Origin of the sequence: Sulfuritalea sp., from assembly GCF_031426875.1 — a bacterium.
GTDB lineage: Bacteria > Pseudomonadota > Gammaproteobacteria > Burkholderiales > Rhodocyclaceae > Sulfuritalea.
Genome location: NZ_JASJPC010000018.1, coordinates 54,188 through 71,728 on the forward strand (window position 1 = coordinate 54,188; position 17,541 = coordinate 71,728).

Below are 17,541 nucleotides of genomic sequence, written 5' to 3' on the forward strand. Positions count from 1 at the left end.
GATGGCGCGCATCGATCTCGATCTGGCCCATGCCTATGGGCCCAATCCGAAGCAGGATTCCGACTACGCGCTGCTGCCGCTGAAAATGAGCTTCGCCGATGGCGGCGCCTATGCCTTGCTCGGGCCGTCGGGCTGCGGCAAGACGACCATGCTCAACATCATGTCGGGCCTGCTGATGCCGTCCACCGGCAGCGTCAGGTTCGACGATCGCGACGTGACGCGCCTCAGTCCCCAGGAACGCAACATCGCGCAGGTGTTCCAGTTCCCGGTGATCTACGACACCATGAGCGTGGCCGACAACCTGGCCTTTCCCTTGCGCAATCGCAAAATGCCGGAAGACCAGGTCAGGAAACGCGTCGGCGAAATCGCCGAGATGCTGGAGTTGAGCGGCCAGCTCGACCAGCGCGCCGCGGATCTCGCGGCCGACGCCAAGCAGAAGATATCGCTCGGTCGCGGCCTGGTGCGACCCGATGTGTCGGCGGTGCTGTTCGACGAACCATTGACCGTGATCGATCCGCATCTGAAATGGCAGTTGCGGCGCAAGCTGAAGCAGATTCATCACGAGCTGAAGCTGACTCTGATCTACGTCACCCACGATCAGGTGGAGGCGCTGACCTTCGCCGACCAGGTGATGGTGATGACACGCGGCCGGGCAGTGCAGGTGGGCAGCGCCGATGCCTTGTTCGAGCGGCCGCAGCACACTTTCGTCGGCCACTTCATCGGCTCGCCGGGAATGAACTTTCTGCCGGCGCGCGTGCAGGGGCGAACGCTGGAGGTCGCAGGCCGCGTGCTGCCTTTGTCGTCCGAGCTCGCCTTGTCCGAGGGCGAGTACAAGCTTGGCATCCGCCCGGAATATGTCGCGCTGGCGTCGGCGGATGCCCCGGGAGCACTGCCGGCGACGGCGACGCAGGTGCTCGACATCGGCACTCATGCGCTGTTGACCGCCCAATGCGGCGAGTGGGCCCTCAAGGCGCGATTGAACCCGGAAGCCACGCTGCCGCGGCTGGGCGAGACCGTCTGGCTGCAGGTGCTGGGCACCCATGCCTGTTTCTATCAGAACGAGGAGCTCGTGCCGTGAGCGCAATAAAACCCGTAAACCAGAAGGCCTGGTGGCTGGTGCTGCCGGTGGTTGTCTGCGTGGCGTTCTCCGCGGTGCTGCCGTTGATGACGGTGGTGAATTATTCGCTGCAGGACATCATCTCTCCCGAGCGGCGCGTCTTCGTCGGCACCGAGTGGTTTTCGGCGGTGATGCGCGACGAGGAGTTGCACGGCGCCTTGCTCCGGCAACTGGGCTTTTCGCTGGCGGTGCTGGCGGTGGAGATTCCCCTGGGCATCATGCTGGCCCTGTCGATGCCGGCCAGAGGATGGCAAGCCTCGGCAGTCCTGGTGGTGGTGGCTTTGTCCTTGCTGATCCCGTGGAACGTGGTCGGCACCATCTGGCAGATATTCGGCCGCGCCGATATCGGTTTGCTGGGCGCCACGTTGCAGAAGATGGGCTTCGATTACAGCTACACCGGCAACGCCACGCATGCATGGATCACCGTGCTGACGATGGACGTGTGGCACTGGACGCCGCTGGTCGCTCTGCTGTGCTACGCCGGCCTGCGCTCCATTCCCGATGCCTACTACCAGGCCGCGCGCATCGACGGCGCCTCCAAGTTCGCGGTGTTCCGCTACATCCAGCTGCCCAAGATGCGCGGCGTGCTGATGATCGCGGTGCTGCTGCGCTTCATGGACAGCTTCATGATCTACACCGAGCCTTTCGTCCTCACCGGCGGCGGACCGGGCAACGCCACCACTTTCCTTAGCGAATATCTGACGCAAAAGGCGGTCGGCCAGTTCGACGTCGGCCCGGCGGCGGCATTCTCGCTGATCTACTTCCTGATCATCCTGTTGTTCTGTTTCATCCTCTACAACTGGATGCAGCGCGTGGGTGCGGCCAAGCAGGAGGGCATCGAGCATGAATGAAGAGCGTTTCCAGAAGCGCAGGCTGCTGCTTGCGTGCTACATCGTCTTCGCCCTGCTGCCGATCTACTGGATGGTCAACATGAGTTTCAAGACCAACGAGGAAATCCTTTCCAGTTTTTCCTTCTTCCCGCAGCACTTCACCTGGAGCAACTACAAGACCATTTTCACCGACCCAGCGTGGTACTCCGGCTACATCAACAGCCTGATCATCGTCGCCATCAACATGACGATCTCGATCACCGTGGCGCTGCCTGCTGCCTATGCCTTCTCGCGCTACAGCTTCATTGGCGACAAGCACCTGTTCTTCTGGCTGCTGACCAACCGCATGACGCCGCCGGCGGTCTTCCTGCTGCCCTTCTTTCAGCTCTATTCAACCCTTGGGATGATGGACACGCACCTCGCGGTGGCCCTGGCACATCTGGTGTTCAACGTACCGCTGGCGGTGTGGATACTGGAAGGCTTCATGAGCGGCATCCCGCGCGAGATCGACGAGACCGCCTATATCGACGGCTATTCGTTTCCGCGTTTCTTCCTGACCATCTTCCTGCCGCTGATCAAGGCCGGCGTCGGGGTGACGGCGTTTTTCTGCTTCATGTTCAGTTGGGTGGAACTGCTGCTGGCACGCACGCTGACCAGTGTCGATGCCAAACCGATCGTAGCCACGATGACGCGCACCGTCTCGGCATCGGGGATGGACTGGGCCACGCTGGCAGCCGCCGGCGTGTTGACCATCGTGCCGGGCGCGATCGTGATCTGGTTCGTCAGGCATTACATCGCCAAGGGATTTGCGATGGGACGGGTGTGATGCGCGAGGTGTCCAGATGTCTCGCCAAGTCGGCGCTGATGAAGCCCCTGCGCAGCAGGGCGGTCGGGCAAAGAACGCTCTCCTCGCCGCTGCGGATGGCGGCACGGCGCAGCGGGCCGTATATGCGATTCAAATTGCGGGAGCGGAAGCATGCTTGACTGGATGGTATGGACTACGCCGGTGGCGGTGTTTTTCAGCTGCATTGCATTGATGCTGGCAGGGATGACCATATGGGAAATCAAGTCGCCGACGACGCTGCGCAAGGGTTTCCTGCCGATCGCCACGACGCGCGGCGATCGGCTGTTCATCGGACTGCTCGGCGCCGCATACATAAACCTGGCGTTCGTCGGGCTGTCGGGAAAATTCGCGGAGTGGCTGCAGCTTGAACAGGATCCGAGTGTCTGGATCAGTTTTGCAATTTCGATAGCGGCACTGGTGCTGGTAATGAGGAAGGGCTGAAGCGCTTCTTGGAATCCGGCCCGAAGCTTTCCCGGGGCCGTGGTGACCAACACTACACACGGGGAGGCCTATGCACGAGGAGATGAACAATGAAATTACGCTACACCACGCTGACCCTGGCCATCGCTTGCGCGGTAGCCGGTCATGCCTGGGCCGGCGAGGCCGAGGCAAAAAAATGGATCGACAGCGAGTTCCAGCCGTCAACCCTCAACAAGACTCAGCAAATGGCCGAGTTGAAGTGGTTCATCGAAGCCGCCAAAAAGTTGCAGGCCAAGGGGGTCAAGGAGATATCGGTCGTATCCGAGACCATCACGACTCACGAGTACGAATCGAAGACACTGGCCAAGGCCTTCGAGGAGATCACCGGAATCAAGGTCAAGCATGACCTGATCCAGGAGGGAGACGTGGTCGAGAAGCTGCAGACATCAATGCAGTCGGGCAAGTCGATCTACGATGGATGGATCTCCGATTCCGACCTGATCGGCACCCACTATCGTTATGGCAAGATCATGAACCTGACGGACTACATGTCCGGCAAGGGCAAGGAATGGACCAACCCCGACCTGGACCTGAAGGATTTCATTGGCACCAGCTTCACCACCGCGCCCGACGGCAAGCTTTACCAACTGCCGGACCAGCAGTTCGCCAACCTGTACTGGTTCCGCGCCGATCTGTTCGCGCGCAAGGACCTGAAGGACAAGTTCAAGGCCAAGTACGGCTACGACCTTGGCGTACCGCTCAACTGGAGCGCCTACGAGGACATCGCCGAATTCTTCAGCAATGACGTGAAGACCATCGACGGCAAGCCGATCTATGGCCACATGGACTACGGCAAGAAGGATCCCTCGCTGGGCTGGCGCTTCACCGACGCGTGGCTGTCGATGGCCGGCACCGCCGATATCGGCATTCCGAACGGCGTACCGGTGGACGAGTGGGGCATCCGCGTCTCGGCCGACAAGTGCAATCCGGTCGGGGCGTCGGTCTCGCGCGGCGGTGCGACCAACTCGCCGGCGGCGGTCTACGCGCTGACCAAGTACGTCGATTGGATGAAAAAGTACGCGCCCAAGGAGGCTACCGGCATGACCTTCGGCGAAGCCGGCCCGGTGCCTGCGCAAGGCCAGATCGCGCAGCAGATTTTCTGGTACACCGCCTTCACCGCCGACATGACCAAGGCGGGCCTGCCGGTGGTCAATGCCGACGGTACGCCGAAGTGGCGCATGGCGCCCGGCCCGAATGGTCCGTACTGGAAGCAGGGCATGCAGAACGGCTACCAGGACGTCGGCTCATGGACCTTCTTCGCCGCTCACGACGCCAACCGCACGGCCGCTGCCTGGCTGTATGCGCAGTTCATTACCGCCAAAACCACGTCGCTGAAGAAAACCATCGTCGGCCTGACGCCGATTCGCGAATCGGACATCCAGTCCAAAGCGATGACGGATTTGGCGCCCAAGCTCGGCGGTCTGGTGGAGTTCTACCGCAGCCCGGCGCGTGTGGCCTGGACTCCGACCGGCACCAACGTGCCGGACTACCCCAAGCTTGCGCAGTTGTGGTGGAAGAACGTGGCCGTTGCCGTCACCGGCGAGAAGACGCCGCAGCAGGCGATGGACAACCTCGCGGAGGAGATGGACCAGGTGATGGCTCGCCTCGAGCGCGCAGGCATGGCTCGTTGCGCACCGAAGCTGAACCCCAAGGGCGATCCGAACAAGTGGCTCTCCGACAAGGGCGCGCCATGGAAGAAGCTGGCCAACGAAAAACCGAAAGGTCAAACCATCGCCTACGACACGCTGCTGAATGCGTGGAAGGCCGGCAAGGTTCGCTGATCCGGGTTTTCGGCTACCAGGTTTGGCCGCGCGTGTGCCGAGTGCCGCGCGCGGCCATTTATTTGCATATCCCCAACGAAATGGGGATACTCGAAACTTTAGGCCATGGAGCAAATGCCAGCACTCGATCGCTCGACCCGACTGCTGTCGATCGTAGATCAACTGACCGCCGAAGTGCGGCCGGCCGGGCGCACCAGCGCCGCGCTGGACAGCAGGCTGGACAAGGATCTGGGGCTGGACAGCCTGGCGCGCGTGGAACTGCTGGCGCGCATCGAGCAGGCCTACGGGGTGCGCCTCGACGACGAGGTGCTGGGCGCGGCGGAAACCCCGCGCGACTTGCTGGCCGCCTTGTCCTCGGGTCTGCCCGGCGGGCCCGACGCTGGCGCAGAACACCAGCGCTGGACGGCGCCCGCGGCGGCGGAGGAAGGCCAGCCGGACAGCGCCGCGACGCTGGTCGAGGTTCTGCAATGGCATGCGCTGCGGCATCCGCAGCGGCCGCATGTGCTGTTCCAGCACAGTGCGACCGAAACCGAGACCATGGACTACGGCCAGTTGCTGGCGGCGGCGCGCGAGGTGGCGGCCGGCCTGCGCGGCATCGGCATCGCGCCGGGCCAGTGCGTGGCCCTGATGCTGCCGACCGGGCTGGAATTCTTCCACAGCTTCTACGGCATCCTGCTCGCCGGCGCGGTGCCGGTGCCGATCTACCCGCCGACGCGGCCCGGCCAGATCGAGGACCACCTGCGCCGCCAGGCCGGCATCCTGCAGAACTGCGAGGCCGCGGCGCTGGTCACCTTCGATGCCGCGCGCATGGTGGCGCGCATCCTGTCCGGGCTGGTCAGCAGCCTGCGCGAGGTGACGACGCCCGCGGAACTGCGCGCAGCGGGCAGGGCGGCGACAGCCGCGGCGGACCACCGCGCGCGTGCCGACGACATTGCGCTGCTGCAATACACCTCCGGCTCCACCGGCAGTCCCAAGGGCGTCACGCTGGATCACGCCAATCTGCTGGCCAACATCCGCGCCTGGGGCCAGGCCGTGGCGCTGACGCCGGCCGACGTGACCGTCAGCTGGTTGCCGCTGTATCACGACATGGGCCTGATCGGCGCCTGGCTGGGCAGCCTCTACCATGCCTGCCCGCTGGTGCTGATGTCGCCGCTGGATTTCCTGGCGCGGCCCGAACGCTGGCTGTGGGCCATCCATGAGCATCGCGGCACGGTGACCGCGGCGCCCAATTTTGCCTTCGAGCTTTGCCTGCGGCATTTCGATGCGGCGCGGCTGCAAGGCCTCGACCTGAGTTCCTGGCGCTACGCCGCGAACGGCGCCGAACCGGTCGCCGCCGAGACCCTGACGCGCTTCGCCGCGGCGCTGGCGCCTTACGGCCTGCGCGCCGAGGCGCTGGCCCCGGTGTATGGCCTGGCCGAATGCACGGTCGGCCTCGCTGTCTCGCCGCCGGGGCGCGGCCCGCGGATCGACCGGGTGCAGCGCGAGGCGCTGGCGGCAGGCTCGGCGCTGCCGGCGCCGGCCGACGACGCCCATGCCCTGAGCATGGTGGCCTGCGGCCTGCCGCTGCCGGGCCACGAGGTGCGCATCGTCGATGCCGCTGGCCATGAACTGCCGCCGCGCCGCGTCGGTCGCCTGGAGTTCCGCGGACCCTCGGCGACGCGCGGCTATTACCGCAACGCCGAGGCCAGCGCCGGGCTGATCCGCGACGGCTGGCTGGATTCGGGCGACCTGGCCTATCTGCTCGAGGGCGACATCGTCATCACCGGGCGCATCAAGGACACCATCATCCGCGGCGGGCGCAACCTCTATCCCTATGAACTTGAGGAGGCCGTCGGCGGCATCCCCGGCGTGCGCCGCGGCTGCGTCGCGGTGTTCGGCGTGGCCGCGGCCGGGCAGGGCACCGAGAAGCTGGTGGTGGTGGCCGAAAGCCGCGAGACCGACACCGCGGCGCGGCAGGAACTGGTCCGCCGCATCAATGCGCTGACCGTCGACCTGCTCGGCACGCCGCCCGATGACGTGGTGCTGGCGCCGCCCCATGCCGTGCTGAAAACCTCCAGCGGCAAGATCCGGCGCGCCGCGACGCGCGAGGTTTATTGCGGCAGCGGCTTTGCCGGCGATGGCCGCGCGCTCTGGCTGCAGGTGGCGCGCCTGGGTGCGGCGGGATTCTGGCAGAGCCTGCGCGTCGCCCTGCGGCGCGGCGGCGAACTGCTCTACGGCGGCTATGCCTGGTGCGTCTATGGCCTGCTGACCCTGCCCGCCGTCGCCGGCATCCTGCTGCTGCCCGGCATCGAGCGGCGCTGGCGCTTCGTCGGCGCGATCGCGCGGGCCTGCGTGCGCCTGTGCGGCATCCGCCTGCGCGTGGCGGGCCTGGAGCACTTGCCGGCCGGGCCGGCGATATTCGTCGCCAACCATGCCAGCTACGTCGATGGCATCGTGCTGGCGGCGGCCCTGCCGCTGTCGCTGGGCTTCGTCGCCAAGCAGGAGCTGGCGGCCCATCCCCTGGCCGGCCCGCTGCTGCGCCGCCTCGGCGCGGCCTTCGTCGAACGCTTCGACGCCAGGCAGGGCGTCGATGACGTGCGGCGCCTGGCCGGGGCGGCCGGCGTCCGTCCGCTGCTGTTCTTCGCCGAAGGCACCTTCACCCGCCAGTCGGGGCTGCGGCCCTTCCGCCTCGGCGCCTTCCAGATTGCCGTGCAGAACCGGCTGCCGGTGACGCCGGTGACGCTGGCGGGGACCCGCGAAATCCTGCGCGACGAATCCTGGCTGCCGCGGCGCGCCGCGGTGCGCGTCAGCATCGGCGCGCCGCTAGCGCCGGCGGGCGAGGGCTGGGCGGCGGCATTGCAACTGCGCGACGCGGCGCGGGCGGCGATCCTGCAGGATTGCGGCGAGGCCGATCTGGAAGGACGACAGTCATGAGCGTCGCCGCCGGGCCGCCCCAAGGCGGCGCAGCAAGAAACATGGAGCCGCGTCAGCGGCGAACCAGCGTCATCCCCTGCCTTGGGCAGGGGAATGGGAGGAGGATCGTTCGATGAGTCGGAGCGTTCTTGCCGAAGGCGTCAAGCCGCGCGAGGTCTGGGCCTGGGCCATGTACGACTTCGCCAACTCGGCCTACACGACGACCGTGGTGACGGCGATCTTCAACGCCTATTTCGTCGCCGTAGTGGCCGGCGGCGCGGCCTGGGCGACGCTGGCCTGGACCACCACGCAGGCCATCGCCAGCATCGCCATCATGCTCACCGCGGCCAGTGTCGGCGCCTGGGCCGATCGCCATGGCAACAAGAAGAAATTGCTGGCCATCACCACCGTCGGTTGCGTCGCGGCTACCGCGTTGCTGTACTGGGTCGGTCCCGGCGACGTGGTGCTGGCCATGTGCCTGGTGGCGATCGCCAGCTTCTTTTTCGGCAGCGGCGAAAACATCATCGCCGCCTTCCTGCCGGAGCTGGCCGGCGACGAGGATCTGGGCAAGGTTTCCGGCTGGGGCTGGAGCTGGGGTTATCTGGGGGGCATGAGCTGTCTCGGTCTTTGTCTGGCCTGGATCGTCGCCGCCAAGGGGCGCGGCGAGGGCGCCGAAAGCTTCGTCCCCGCGGCCATGCTGATCACCGCCGTGTTCTTCGCCGTGGCGTCAGCGCCAACTTTCCTGCTCCTGCGCGAACGCGTGGCGGCGCGGCCGGTGGCGGCGGCCGGCGCCGAATTCGCGGCGCTGGCGCAGCGGCTGCGGCGCACCCTGCACGAGGTGCGGCGCTTTCCCGACATGGCGCGTTTCCTGGTCTGCCTGCTGTGCTACCAATCGGGAGTCTTCGCCGCCATCGCGCTGGCCGCCATCTACGCGCAGGAAGCGATCGGCTTCACCGCGGAGGACAACATCAAGCTGTTCTTCGTGGTGAATGGCACGGCGGCGGTCGGCGCCTTCGCCTTCGGTTACGTGCAGGACCGGCTCGGCCATGTGCGCACCATCGCCCTGACCCTGGCCGGCTGGCTGCTGATGACGGCGATTGCCCTGGGTTCGGATAGCCGCGGGCAGTTCTGGGTGGCGGCCAACATCGCCGGCCTCTGTCTCGGTTCCAGCCAGTCCGCCTCGCGGGCGCTGGTGGGCTTCTTCGCGCCTGTGCAGCGGCGCGCCGAATTCTTCGGGCTCTGGGGCCTGGCCATGAAGCTCGCGGCCATCGCCGGGCCGATGACCTACGGCCTGACGACCTGGCTGTCGGGCGGCAACCACCGCCTGGCGCTGGGGATCACCGGGCTGTATTTCGTCGGCGGACTGCTGCTGCTGATCGGCATCGATGCCAGGCGCGGCCGCGCCGCCGCGCTGGCAGACTGAAGGCCCGGCGTCAGCGGCAGGCGGCAGCCACCCGGCGCATCTTCTCCAGCACCTGCAAAGCTGCCTCCATGCTGGCGACGACGATCCTGGCCTCGTGGCCGCTGCCCAAACTTCCGGCGCCGTAGAAGATCCTCACCTCGGTCTGGGTCGCCTCGACATACTGCACGATGCCGAGGTTGATCCAGCGTCGCTTGCCGCTCTCATCGAGCGGAACTTCAAACAGGCAGAACGCGGTCGATCCCGGTATCACTGGCTGGGCGCCGGCCGCGGGAATTTCCGCCCCGACGGCGACAAGGCAAGCCAGAGTCGCCAGGCAACCGCGCTTCATGGCATGAGCAGCCGAGCGGTGCCGCTCCGCGCGCTTTCGCGGGGGTGTTTCACGCTGCGCATCGATGACGGTTCGACACTGCTTCTGCACCAGGCCCTCCATCAATCAATTTGCCTCCCTGCCACGGATCAGACTGCGCAGTCCGGCAATCAGTTCATCGCGCTGGCGATGCAGTTCCCCGATCCGCGCCTGCGCCTCGGCTACCCGTCCCTGACTGTACAAGTTAACCAGTTCGTGTCCCAGCACATGCACGCACTCATGCGCGGCGATCACCGGCGGGAAACCCGGGCGATCGCCGAAACGCGCCTTGCTGTCGGTGTCCAGCCAGCGCCCAAAGCGGCATTGATGCGGGTCCAGGGACAAGGGCGCATCCTGCTCGCCGGACAGAAACAGTTCCATGTTGCGCACCCAGTGCCGATGCTCGACCTCGGCAAATATCACGGCCAGATCGTCGCGATGCACGCTGCCGTTCGACCAGGCCTTCCAGGCGGCATCCGGGTGCCAGCTGAGCATCCAGCCGGGCAATTCGGCTGCCGGCATGGGTCGGGCAATGCCATAGCCCTGCGCCAGTTCGCAACCCAGCGTCAGCAGCAGTTCGCCGTGCGCGACGGTTTCCACGCCTTCGGCGATGATCTGACGGCGAAACGCCGTGGCCAGTCCGATGATGCCTTCGACGATGGCCAGGTCATCCGGGTCGTCGCGCATGGTGCGCACGAAGCTCTGGTCTATCTTGAGCACATCCGCCGGCAGGCGCTTGAGATACGTGAGCGACGAATAGCCGGTGCCGAAGTCGTCCAGCGCAAAGCGCACGCCGATCGCGCGGCAGGCGTGCATGATCGCCGAAACCTTGACCACGTCTTCCAGTGCATTGGTTTCCAGCACTTCCAGTTCCAGGCTGGCGGGCGGAACGTCGGGGTGGGTCGCGAGCAGTTCGGCAAGGCGCGAGACGAAATCGCCCTGCTGCAACTGGCGCGCACCGACATTCACGCTCAGCGGAATATCCAGCCCGGCGGCGCGCCACTGCGACATCTGCGCCAGGGCCGTGTCGATGACCCATTCGCCCAGTTCCTCGCTGACGGGATGGTTCTCCGTGATCGGCAGGAAGGCGGCCGGCGGCAACAAGCCGCGTTCGGGGTGCTGCCATCGGATCAGGGCTTCCGCACCGATCACCGCGCCGCTCTTCATATTCACCTTGGGCTGGTAATGCAGCACGAACTGGCGGTGGGCGAGGGCGTGGCGGATGTTTTCGATGCTCTCGCGCTGGCTCCTTACCGCCGCGTCCTGCACCAGGTCGAACAGGTGGTAACGGTTTTTCCCGGCCTGCTTGGCCTGGTACATCGCCTGGTCGGCATGGCGCAGCAACTGGTCGGCATCCGAGTCGTCCTGCGGATAGAGCGTCACTCCGATGCTGGCGGAAACGCGCAAAACCAGATTGCCTACGGTCGCCGGCGCGGCGGCGGCCAGCAGGAGGCGGGCCAGCACCGGTTCGCAGTCGCTGGCCTGCTCCAGATCGACCAGTACGGCGACGAACTCGTCGCCGCCCAGACGCCCCAGGGTATCGCCTTCGCGCAAGGCGCCTTTCATGCGTTGCGCAACGGCGATCAGCAGCTCGTCGCCGACTTCATGGCCATACTGGTCATTCACCGGCTTGAAGCCATCCAGATCGAGATAGACCACGGCCAGCGACTGGTCGCGCCGCTGGCTCTGGGCCATCGCAAGCTGCAGGCGATCGGCCAGCAGCACGCGGTTGGGCAGGCCGGTGAGCGCATCGTAATGGGCGATATGTTCGAGCTGCCGCTGGTGTTCCTTGAGCGCCGTGATATCGGTGAACAAGGCGACATAGTTCTGGGTATTCCCGGCAGCGTCGCGCACGGCGCTGATGGTGAGCATCTCGGCATAAATCTGGCCATTCTTGCGGCGATTCCAGATTTCGCCGTACCAGTGCCCGTTGGCGATCAGCTCGCGCCACATCGTGGCATAGAACTCGGCTTCGTGCCGTCCGGATTTCAGCATGCGCGGATTGCGCCCCAGCACCTCCTCGCGGCCGTAGCCGGTGATGTCGGTGAAGGTGGCATTGATTTCGAGGATCGCGCCGGTGGCATCGGTGATGGTGATGCCCTCGCGGGCGTGGGTGAATACGCTGGCGGCAAGCTGCAGCTTTTCCTCCGCCTGCTTGCGTTCGGTGATGTCCATGACGAAGGCCAGAATGCATTGCTCGCCGTTCATGTCGACGCTTTCGGCCGAGATGCTGACCCACTGAAGCTCTCCGTTCCTGTGGCGCCAGGTGGTTTCCCGGTTAACCACCCGGCCGTCGCGCAGCAGCGCCGCGGCCCATGGTCGGCGCGCTTCCGCGTCGGGCCAGAGGCCCACTTCGAGCGAGGTGCGCCCGATCAGTTCCTCGCGCTTCCAACCGAAGTCGCGCTCGTAGTTGCGGTTGACGTCGATGAAGCGCCCATCGCTTACGCGGGCGATGGAAACCATCAGCGGACTGGAGTGAAATGCCTTGGAAAAGCGCTCTTCGGATTGGAGCAGCGTCGCCTCGGCCTGCTTGCGCTCGGTGATGTCCTGAATCACGCCGAAGACAACCCTTTTTTCCTCGTCGAAGCGGGCCATGGAATGGATATCCCTGGACTCGCCCGCATCCACGGTCCTGATCTTGAACTCCACGTCGTACGGTCGATGGTTTTCGATCAGATCTTTCATCGCTGCGTCGAGCAAGGATCGATATTCTGGAAGCACCACCGGTTTGACGTCGGCATAGTCGAGCTGGGTGTCGTGCACGCCGTACAGCTTGGCGGCGCCGTCCGAAATGATAATGGCATCGGAATCGAGGTGATATTCCCAGTTGCCTGATTTGGAGGCGAGCTCGGCGCGTTTCAGGCGCGCTTCGCTGACGCGGATCGCCTGCTCGGCCAGCTCCTGCTCGGTGATGTCGGTGTAGGTGGTGACGAAGCCGCCATCGGGCAGGAGATTGCCGACGACCTCGACGATGCGTCCGTTGGGCCGGGTGCGCTTGAAGCGGTGGGCTTGCACGGCCCTGGCGCGCTCCATCATTTCGTGCACCTTGGCGTCGACATCGCAGGGCCCGTACTCGCCGCGTTCGGCGTTATAGCGTATGAAACTTTCGAAGCTGGCGCCTTCGTGTCCCATCTCCGGCGGGAAATCCAGGATTTCGCAGAACTTCCGGTTGAGCGCGATCATCTGCAGATCGCCGTCGACCACGCTGATTCCCTGCGACATGTTGTCGAGGGTGGCCTGCAGCACCCGCGTCTTGCGGGCCATCTCGATCTCGGCCTGCTTGGGCACCGTGACGTCGCGCGCGGTGCCGTGATAGCCGACGAACCGGCCGGCATCGTCATAGTGGGGCTCACCGCATACCTTGAGCCAGCGCTCCTCGCCGGGCGCGGCGCCCATCCGGTACTCCAGCTCGAAGGCTTCGTGTGCCGCGAGCTGCCGGCGGTGCGCATCCCATTGCGCGGGCGACAGCGCCGACGGAGAAACCTCCCAGCGCGTCTTGCCCTTGATGGTTTCGAGCGGCAGCGGCATTTTGCGGGCGCTGGCAAGTCCGGCGCCGGTGATGCTGATGAAGCGTGCTTCGGCGTCCTGTTCCCAGAACCAGTCCGTGGACATCTCGGCCATCGCGCGAAAGCGACGTTCGCTCTGGCGCAGGTCGCGCGTCATTTGCGCTGCAAGCTGTTCGGCCTTGCTGCGCGAGCGCGCCAGCGCGAGGTAGAGCGCTGCCAGCAGCAGGCTGATGACGACCCCGGTGGCGAGGATCAGCGCCGGTGCCTGGCTTTCCTGCTGCTGGGCGAGCCAATCCTGCCTGGCGCTGACGCTTACTTGCCAAAGGCGGCCCCCTACCGGGATGATCGTGGTAGTCGCCATGCCGCTGTCCGAAGTCCCGAGCGGGCTTGCGCCGGCACACGTCTCCGCGATCAATTGCATCACGGGTGCGGGATTCGCGCTGGTGCCGCGGGAATCCAGGTCGTGCACGACGACACAATGCCCGGCGAGATAGGGCTCGGCGAAGATATCCTTGAATATTTCACCGGCGTTGAGCGAGATCCCGACCAGGCCGACGAAGGCTCTACGACGTTCGTCGGTCGACGTCAATTGCACGCCGTAGCGATATATCGGCGCGCGCAACACCAGGCCTTTTTCGCCTTGCGGCGTCTGGACCAGTTGAAATGGCGGCGTCAGGCTGATCCGGCCCGTATCGCGCGCGGCGAGGAATGACGCCAGGTTGGACGGCTGCCTGCCGACATCGAGGCCGAAGGCGCTCCGATTGCTGTCCAGGGGCTCGATATATTCGATGATGAAATGCTCGGCGCCGGCGCTTTCCGGATGGATCGCAAAATCCGGATACCCCTGCGCATCGAGGGCGCGGTCGCGACGCACGGCAGCTACGAACGCAGCTTTTTCCGAGTCGGCCACGCGGCGCGTGAAGTGCAGCGCCCTGACGCCCGGCAAGCGCAGCTGTGCGCGAAGGTTGCCGTAATAGCGCTGAAATTCGCGGCGGTCGATGTGCTCGGATGCGATGAACAAACCCTGCATGCCAAGCAACACGGCCTGAAAATCGTCGATGCGGTTCTGGATGCCGGCCAGCGCCAGGCTCGATCCGGCGTCGAAGCGCGTCCGCACCTCGTTTTCGTGGTTGTCACGTGCATGGCGCGACAGTCCGACGCTGATGAGCAGCCCGATCGCCAGCACGATGCAGGCGATCATCAGCGGCATCGTGCCGCTTGCGCGTCGTCGCATCTGTTCCGCCCCCGAGGCCTGCCGCGGAATTTTATCGATATGGTCCATGGATACCATGGTGGCAGCCTAATTGCAGGCAGATAACTATGCAACTGTTTGTGTGAGGGGTATTTCCGCAAGTCGCGGATTCGAGCCTGCTTGCGCAAACGCAAGGCGCACAGCATAATCGGCTGCAGCAGAGAGCGGGGCGCTGATGGTCGGCGCCCCAATAATTCGAAAAGAGCTTGATGGCCGAAGATTGCATTCTCGAAACCCGTGGACTCGTCAAGGAATTCCGTGGCTTCGTCGCGGTGAATGGCGTGGACCTCAAAGTCAGGCGTGGGCACATTCACGCCCTGATCGGCCCCAACGGGGCGGGCAAGACCACCTGCTTCAATCTGCTGACCAAGTTTCTCGAGCCGACTCGCGGCGAGATCCGTTTCAACGGCATCGACATCACGCGCGAAGCGCCGGAGAAGATCGCACGGCGCGGCATCGTGCGTTCCTTCCAGATTTCCGCCGTGTTCCCCCACCTCACCGTGCTGGAAAACCTGCGCATTGCGTTGCAACGCAAGCTGGGCACCAGCTTTCATTTCTGGAAGTCCGACCGCAGCCTCAATCTGCTGAACGACCGCGCCATGGAACTGCTGACCGCGGTCGGCCTCGAAACTTATGCCGACATGGTGACCGTGGAAATGCCCTACGGCCGCAAGCGCGCACTGGAAATTGCCACTACCCTGGCGCTCGATCCCGAACTCATGCTGCTTGACGAACCCACGCAGGGCATGGGGCATGAGGACGTGCACCGGGTCATGGAACTGATCAAGCAGGTCTCGGCCAACCGCACCATCCTGATGGTCGAGCACAACATGAAAGTGGTTGCCGGGATTTCCGACACGCTGACGGTGCTGGCCCGCGGCTCGGTGCTGGCCGAAGGGCCGTACGCCGAGGTGGCGGCCAATCCGCTGGTGATCGAGGCCTATATGGGGACTGAAGCCAGCGAGCTGGCCTCAGTCCCCACGGTTGACAGCCATCCCCCCGGCCCCCTTCCCGGGGAAGGGGGTGACGACGGCTCGCTGCGCTCGACTGCTGGAGGCGGCAGATGAGCGCCACCGAATTTCTCAGGGTTTCCGACCTGCATGCCTTCTACGGCGAATCGCATGTGCTGCATGGCATGGATTTCACGGTGCGGCGCGGCGAATGCATTTCCCTGCTGGGACGCAACGGCGCGGGGCGTACCACGACCTTGCGCGCGATTCTCGGCCTGACCGGGCGGCGCACCGGATCGATCATGCTCAATGGCCGCGAAGTGATCGATATGCCTTCGCACCGCATCGCCCGGCTGGGCGTCGGCTACTGCCCGGAGGAGCGCGGCATCTACGCCAGCCTCAGTTGCGAGGAAAACCTGCTGCTGCCGCCGCAGGTGGGCAGCGGCGGCATGAGCCTGGACGAGTTGTACGAAATCTTCCCGAACCTCAAGGAACGCCGCAATAGCCAGGGCACGCGGCTTTCCGGCGGCGAACAGCAGATGCTGGCCATGGCGCGTATCCTGCGCACCGGGGCCAAGCTGCTGTTGCTCGACGAGGTGTCCGAAGGGCTGGCGCCGGTCATCGTGCAGAAGCTGGGCGAGGTCATCAGGATGCTCAAGCAGCGCGATTACACCATCATCCTGGTCGAACAGAACTTCCGCTTCGCCGCACCGCTGGCCGACCGCATGTTCATTGTCGAGCATGGGCAGGTGATGGAGGAAATCGCGCAGCACGAAATCAGCGAAAAGCAGCATCTGCTGCAGGAGTACCTCGGGGTATAAGTACGCTTTGAAACTTCGGGTCTGGTTCAATTTTATCCAAGGAGGAGACACCATGATGAAACGCAAACTGCTGGCCCTGGCCATTTCCGCACTGATCTTGCCGGCGGCTGGATCCGCTCTGGCGCAGTCCAAAGGCAAGATTTCCGGCGACGTGGTCAAGGTTGCCGTGCTGACCGACATGTCAGGGGTGTATTCCGCCCTGGGCGGCAAGGGCTCGGTGTTGGCGGCCGAGATGGCCATCGAGGATTTCAAGGCGCAGTTCAAGCCGAAATTCAAGATCGAGCTGGTCTCCGCCGACCACCAGAACAAGGCCGACGTCGGATCCAACAAGGTGCGCGAGTGGTATGACACGCAAGGCGTGGACATGGTCACCGACGTGCTGAATTCCGGTGTGGCCATTGCCGTGGCGAAGGTCACCACGGAAAAGAACAAGATCATGCTCAACACCGGCGCCGCGTCGACGCGCCTGACCAACGAGGATTGCGCGCCGAACAACGTGGTGCACTACGTCTATGACACCTACGCGCTGGCCAACGGTCCGGGCAAGGCGGTGACCAAGCAGGGCAAGGACAGCTGGTTCTTCCTGACGGCCGACTATGCCTTCGGCCATTCGCTGGAAAAGGACACCATGGATGCGGTCAAGGCCAATGGCGGCAAGGTGCTGGGTGCCGTGCGCCATCCCCTGAATGCGTCGGACTTCTCGTCCTTCCTGCTCCAGGCGCAGGCCTCCAAGGCCAAGGTGATCGGCCTGGCCAACGCCGGCGGCGACACCATCAACTCGATCAAGGCGGCCAACGAGTTCGGCATCACCAAGAACCAGACCCTGGTCGGCCTGCTCACCACGGTGGTCGACATTCACGCTCTGGGCCTGCCGACCACGCAGGGCATGATGTTCACCGAGGGCTTCTACTGGAACCTGAACAAGGAAACGCGTGAATTCAGTCGCCGTTTCTTCAGCAAGCACAAGGGCATGCCCAACATGCTGCCGGCCGGTACTTATTCGGCGGTGCTGCATTACCTGAAGGCGGTACAGGCGGCCGGCACGGATGACACGGCGACGGTGATGAAACAGATGAAGGCCACGCCGATCAATGATGCCTTCGCCAAGGGCGGCAAGATTCGCGAGGACGGCCGCATGGTCCATGACATGTACCTGGTCGAGGTCAAGAAGCCCGCCGATTCGAAGGAGCCGTGGGACTACTACAACGTGAAGCAGGTGATTCCCGGTGACGAGGCCTTCCAGCCGATGTCGCTGTCGCGTTGCGCCGCCGTAGCCAAAAAGTAGGCAGTCTGTTGTTG

11 protein-coding genes and 1 pseudogene are annotated in these 17,541 nt (G+C 64.6%); 10 read left to right on the forward strand and 2 right to left on the reverse strand.

Going from position 1 to position 17,541, the window contains the following annotated elements; all coding sequences use genetic code 11:
* Position 1 precedes the first annotated feature (1 nt).
* The 7 genes from RMO95_RS07940 (at position 2) to RMO95_RS07970 (ending at position 9,367) form a co-directional block, all read left to right on the forward strand.
* Complete coding sequence (locus RMO95_RS07940; RefSeq protein WP_310450073.1) at positions 2 to 1,078, forward strand: ABC transporter ATP-binding protein; 1,077 nt, start codon at positions 2 to 4, stop codon at positions 1,076 to 1,078.
* On the forward strand, positions 1,075 to 1,968 hold the full coding sequence (locus RMO95_RS07945) for a sugar ABC transporter permease (RefSeq protein WP_310450074.1): 894 nt from the start codon (positions 1,075 to 1,077) through the stop codon (positions 1,966 to 1,968). Before RMO95_RS07940 ends, RMO95_RS07945 begins: the two co-directional genes overlap by 4 nt.
* Positions 1,961 to 2,773, forward strand: coding sequence for a carbohydrate ABC transporter permease (locus RMO95_RS07950; RefSeq protein WP_310450075.1), 813 nt, complete (start codon positions 1,961 to 1,963; stop codon positions 2,771 to 2,773). Before RMO95_RS07945 ends, RMO95_RS07950 begins: the two co-directional genes overlap by 8 nt.
* A gap of 150 nt (positions 2,774 to 2,923) precedes the next feature.
* The gene (locus tag RMO95_RS07955) at positions 2,924 to 3,232 is read left to right on the forward strand and encodes a DUF2160 domain-containing protein (protein WP_310450076.1); all 309 of its coding nucleotides are present in this window, start codon (positions 2,924 to 2,926) and stop codon (positions 3,230 to 3,232) included.
* Between the two features lie 89 nt (positions 3,233 to 3,321).
* Positions 3,322 to 5,052: an ABC transporter substrate-binding protein gene (locus RMO95_RS07960; protein WP_310450077.1), complete on the forward strand. Its 1,731-nt coding sequence runs from the start codon at positions 3,322 to 3,324 to the stop codon at positions 5,050 to 5,052.
* 114 nt (positions 5,053 to 5,166) lie between these two features.
* Positions 5,167 to 7,965: an AMP-binding protein gene (locus tag RMO95_RS07965; protein WP_310450078.1), complete on the forward strand. Its 2,799-nt coding sequence runs from the start codon at positions 5,167 to 5,169 to the stop codon at positions 7,963 to 7,965.
* A 112-nt stretch (positions 7,966 to 8,077) separates the two neighbouring features.
* Positions 8,078 to 9,367: an MFS transporter gene (locus RMO95_RS07970; RefSeq protein ID WP_310450079.1), complete on the forward strand. Its 1,290-nt coding sequence runs from the start codon at positions 8,078 to 8,080 to the stop codon at positions 9,365 to 9,367.
* A gap of 10 nt (positions 9,368 to 9,377) precedes the next feature.
* On the opposite strand, the gene RMO95_RS07975 is transcribed toward RMO95_RS07970, so the two are convergent.
* On the reverse strand, positions 9,378 to 9,800 hold the full coding sequence (locus tag RMO95_RS07975; protein ID WP_310450080.1) for a hypothetical protein: 423 nt from the start codon (positions 9,798 to 9,800) through the stop codon (positions 9,378 to 9,380).
* Entirely contained in the window at positions 9,801 to 14,453 is a 4,653-nt protein-coding gene (locus RMO95_RS07980) for an EAL domain-containing protein (RefSeq protein ID WP_310450081.1), read from the reverse strand.
* Positions 14,454 to 14,680: 227 nt separating this feature from the next.
* On the opposite strand from RMO95_RS07980, the pseudogene RMO95_RS07985 reads away from it, so the two are divergent.
* The 3 genes and pseudogenes from RMO95_RS07985 to RMO95_RS07995 all read left to right on the forward strand — a co-directional run.
* Positions 14,681 to 15,442, forward strand: a pseudogene (locus tag RMO95_RS07985) (ABC transporter ATP-binding protein); the annotation flags it as partial.
* 92 nt (positions 15,443 to 15,534) lie between these two features.
* On the forward strand, positions 15,535 to 16,242 hold the full coding sequence (locus tag RMO95_RS07990) for an ABC transporter ATP-binding protein (protein WP_310450083.1): 708 nt from the start codon (positions 15,535 to 15,537) through the stop codon (positions 16,240 to 16,242).
* Between the two features lie 52 nt (positions 16,243 to 16,294).
* A complete protein-coding gene (locus RMO95_RS07995) occupies positions 16,295 to 17,527 on the forward strand; it encodes an ABC transporter substrate-binding protein (RefSeq protein ID WP_310450084.1) in 1,233 nt (410 codons plus the stop codon).
* Positions 17,528 to 17,541: the final 14 nt, after the last annotated feature.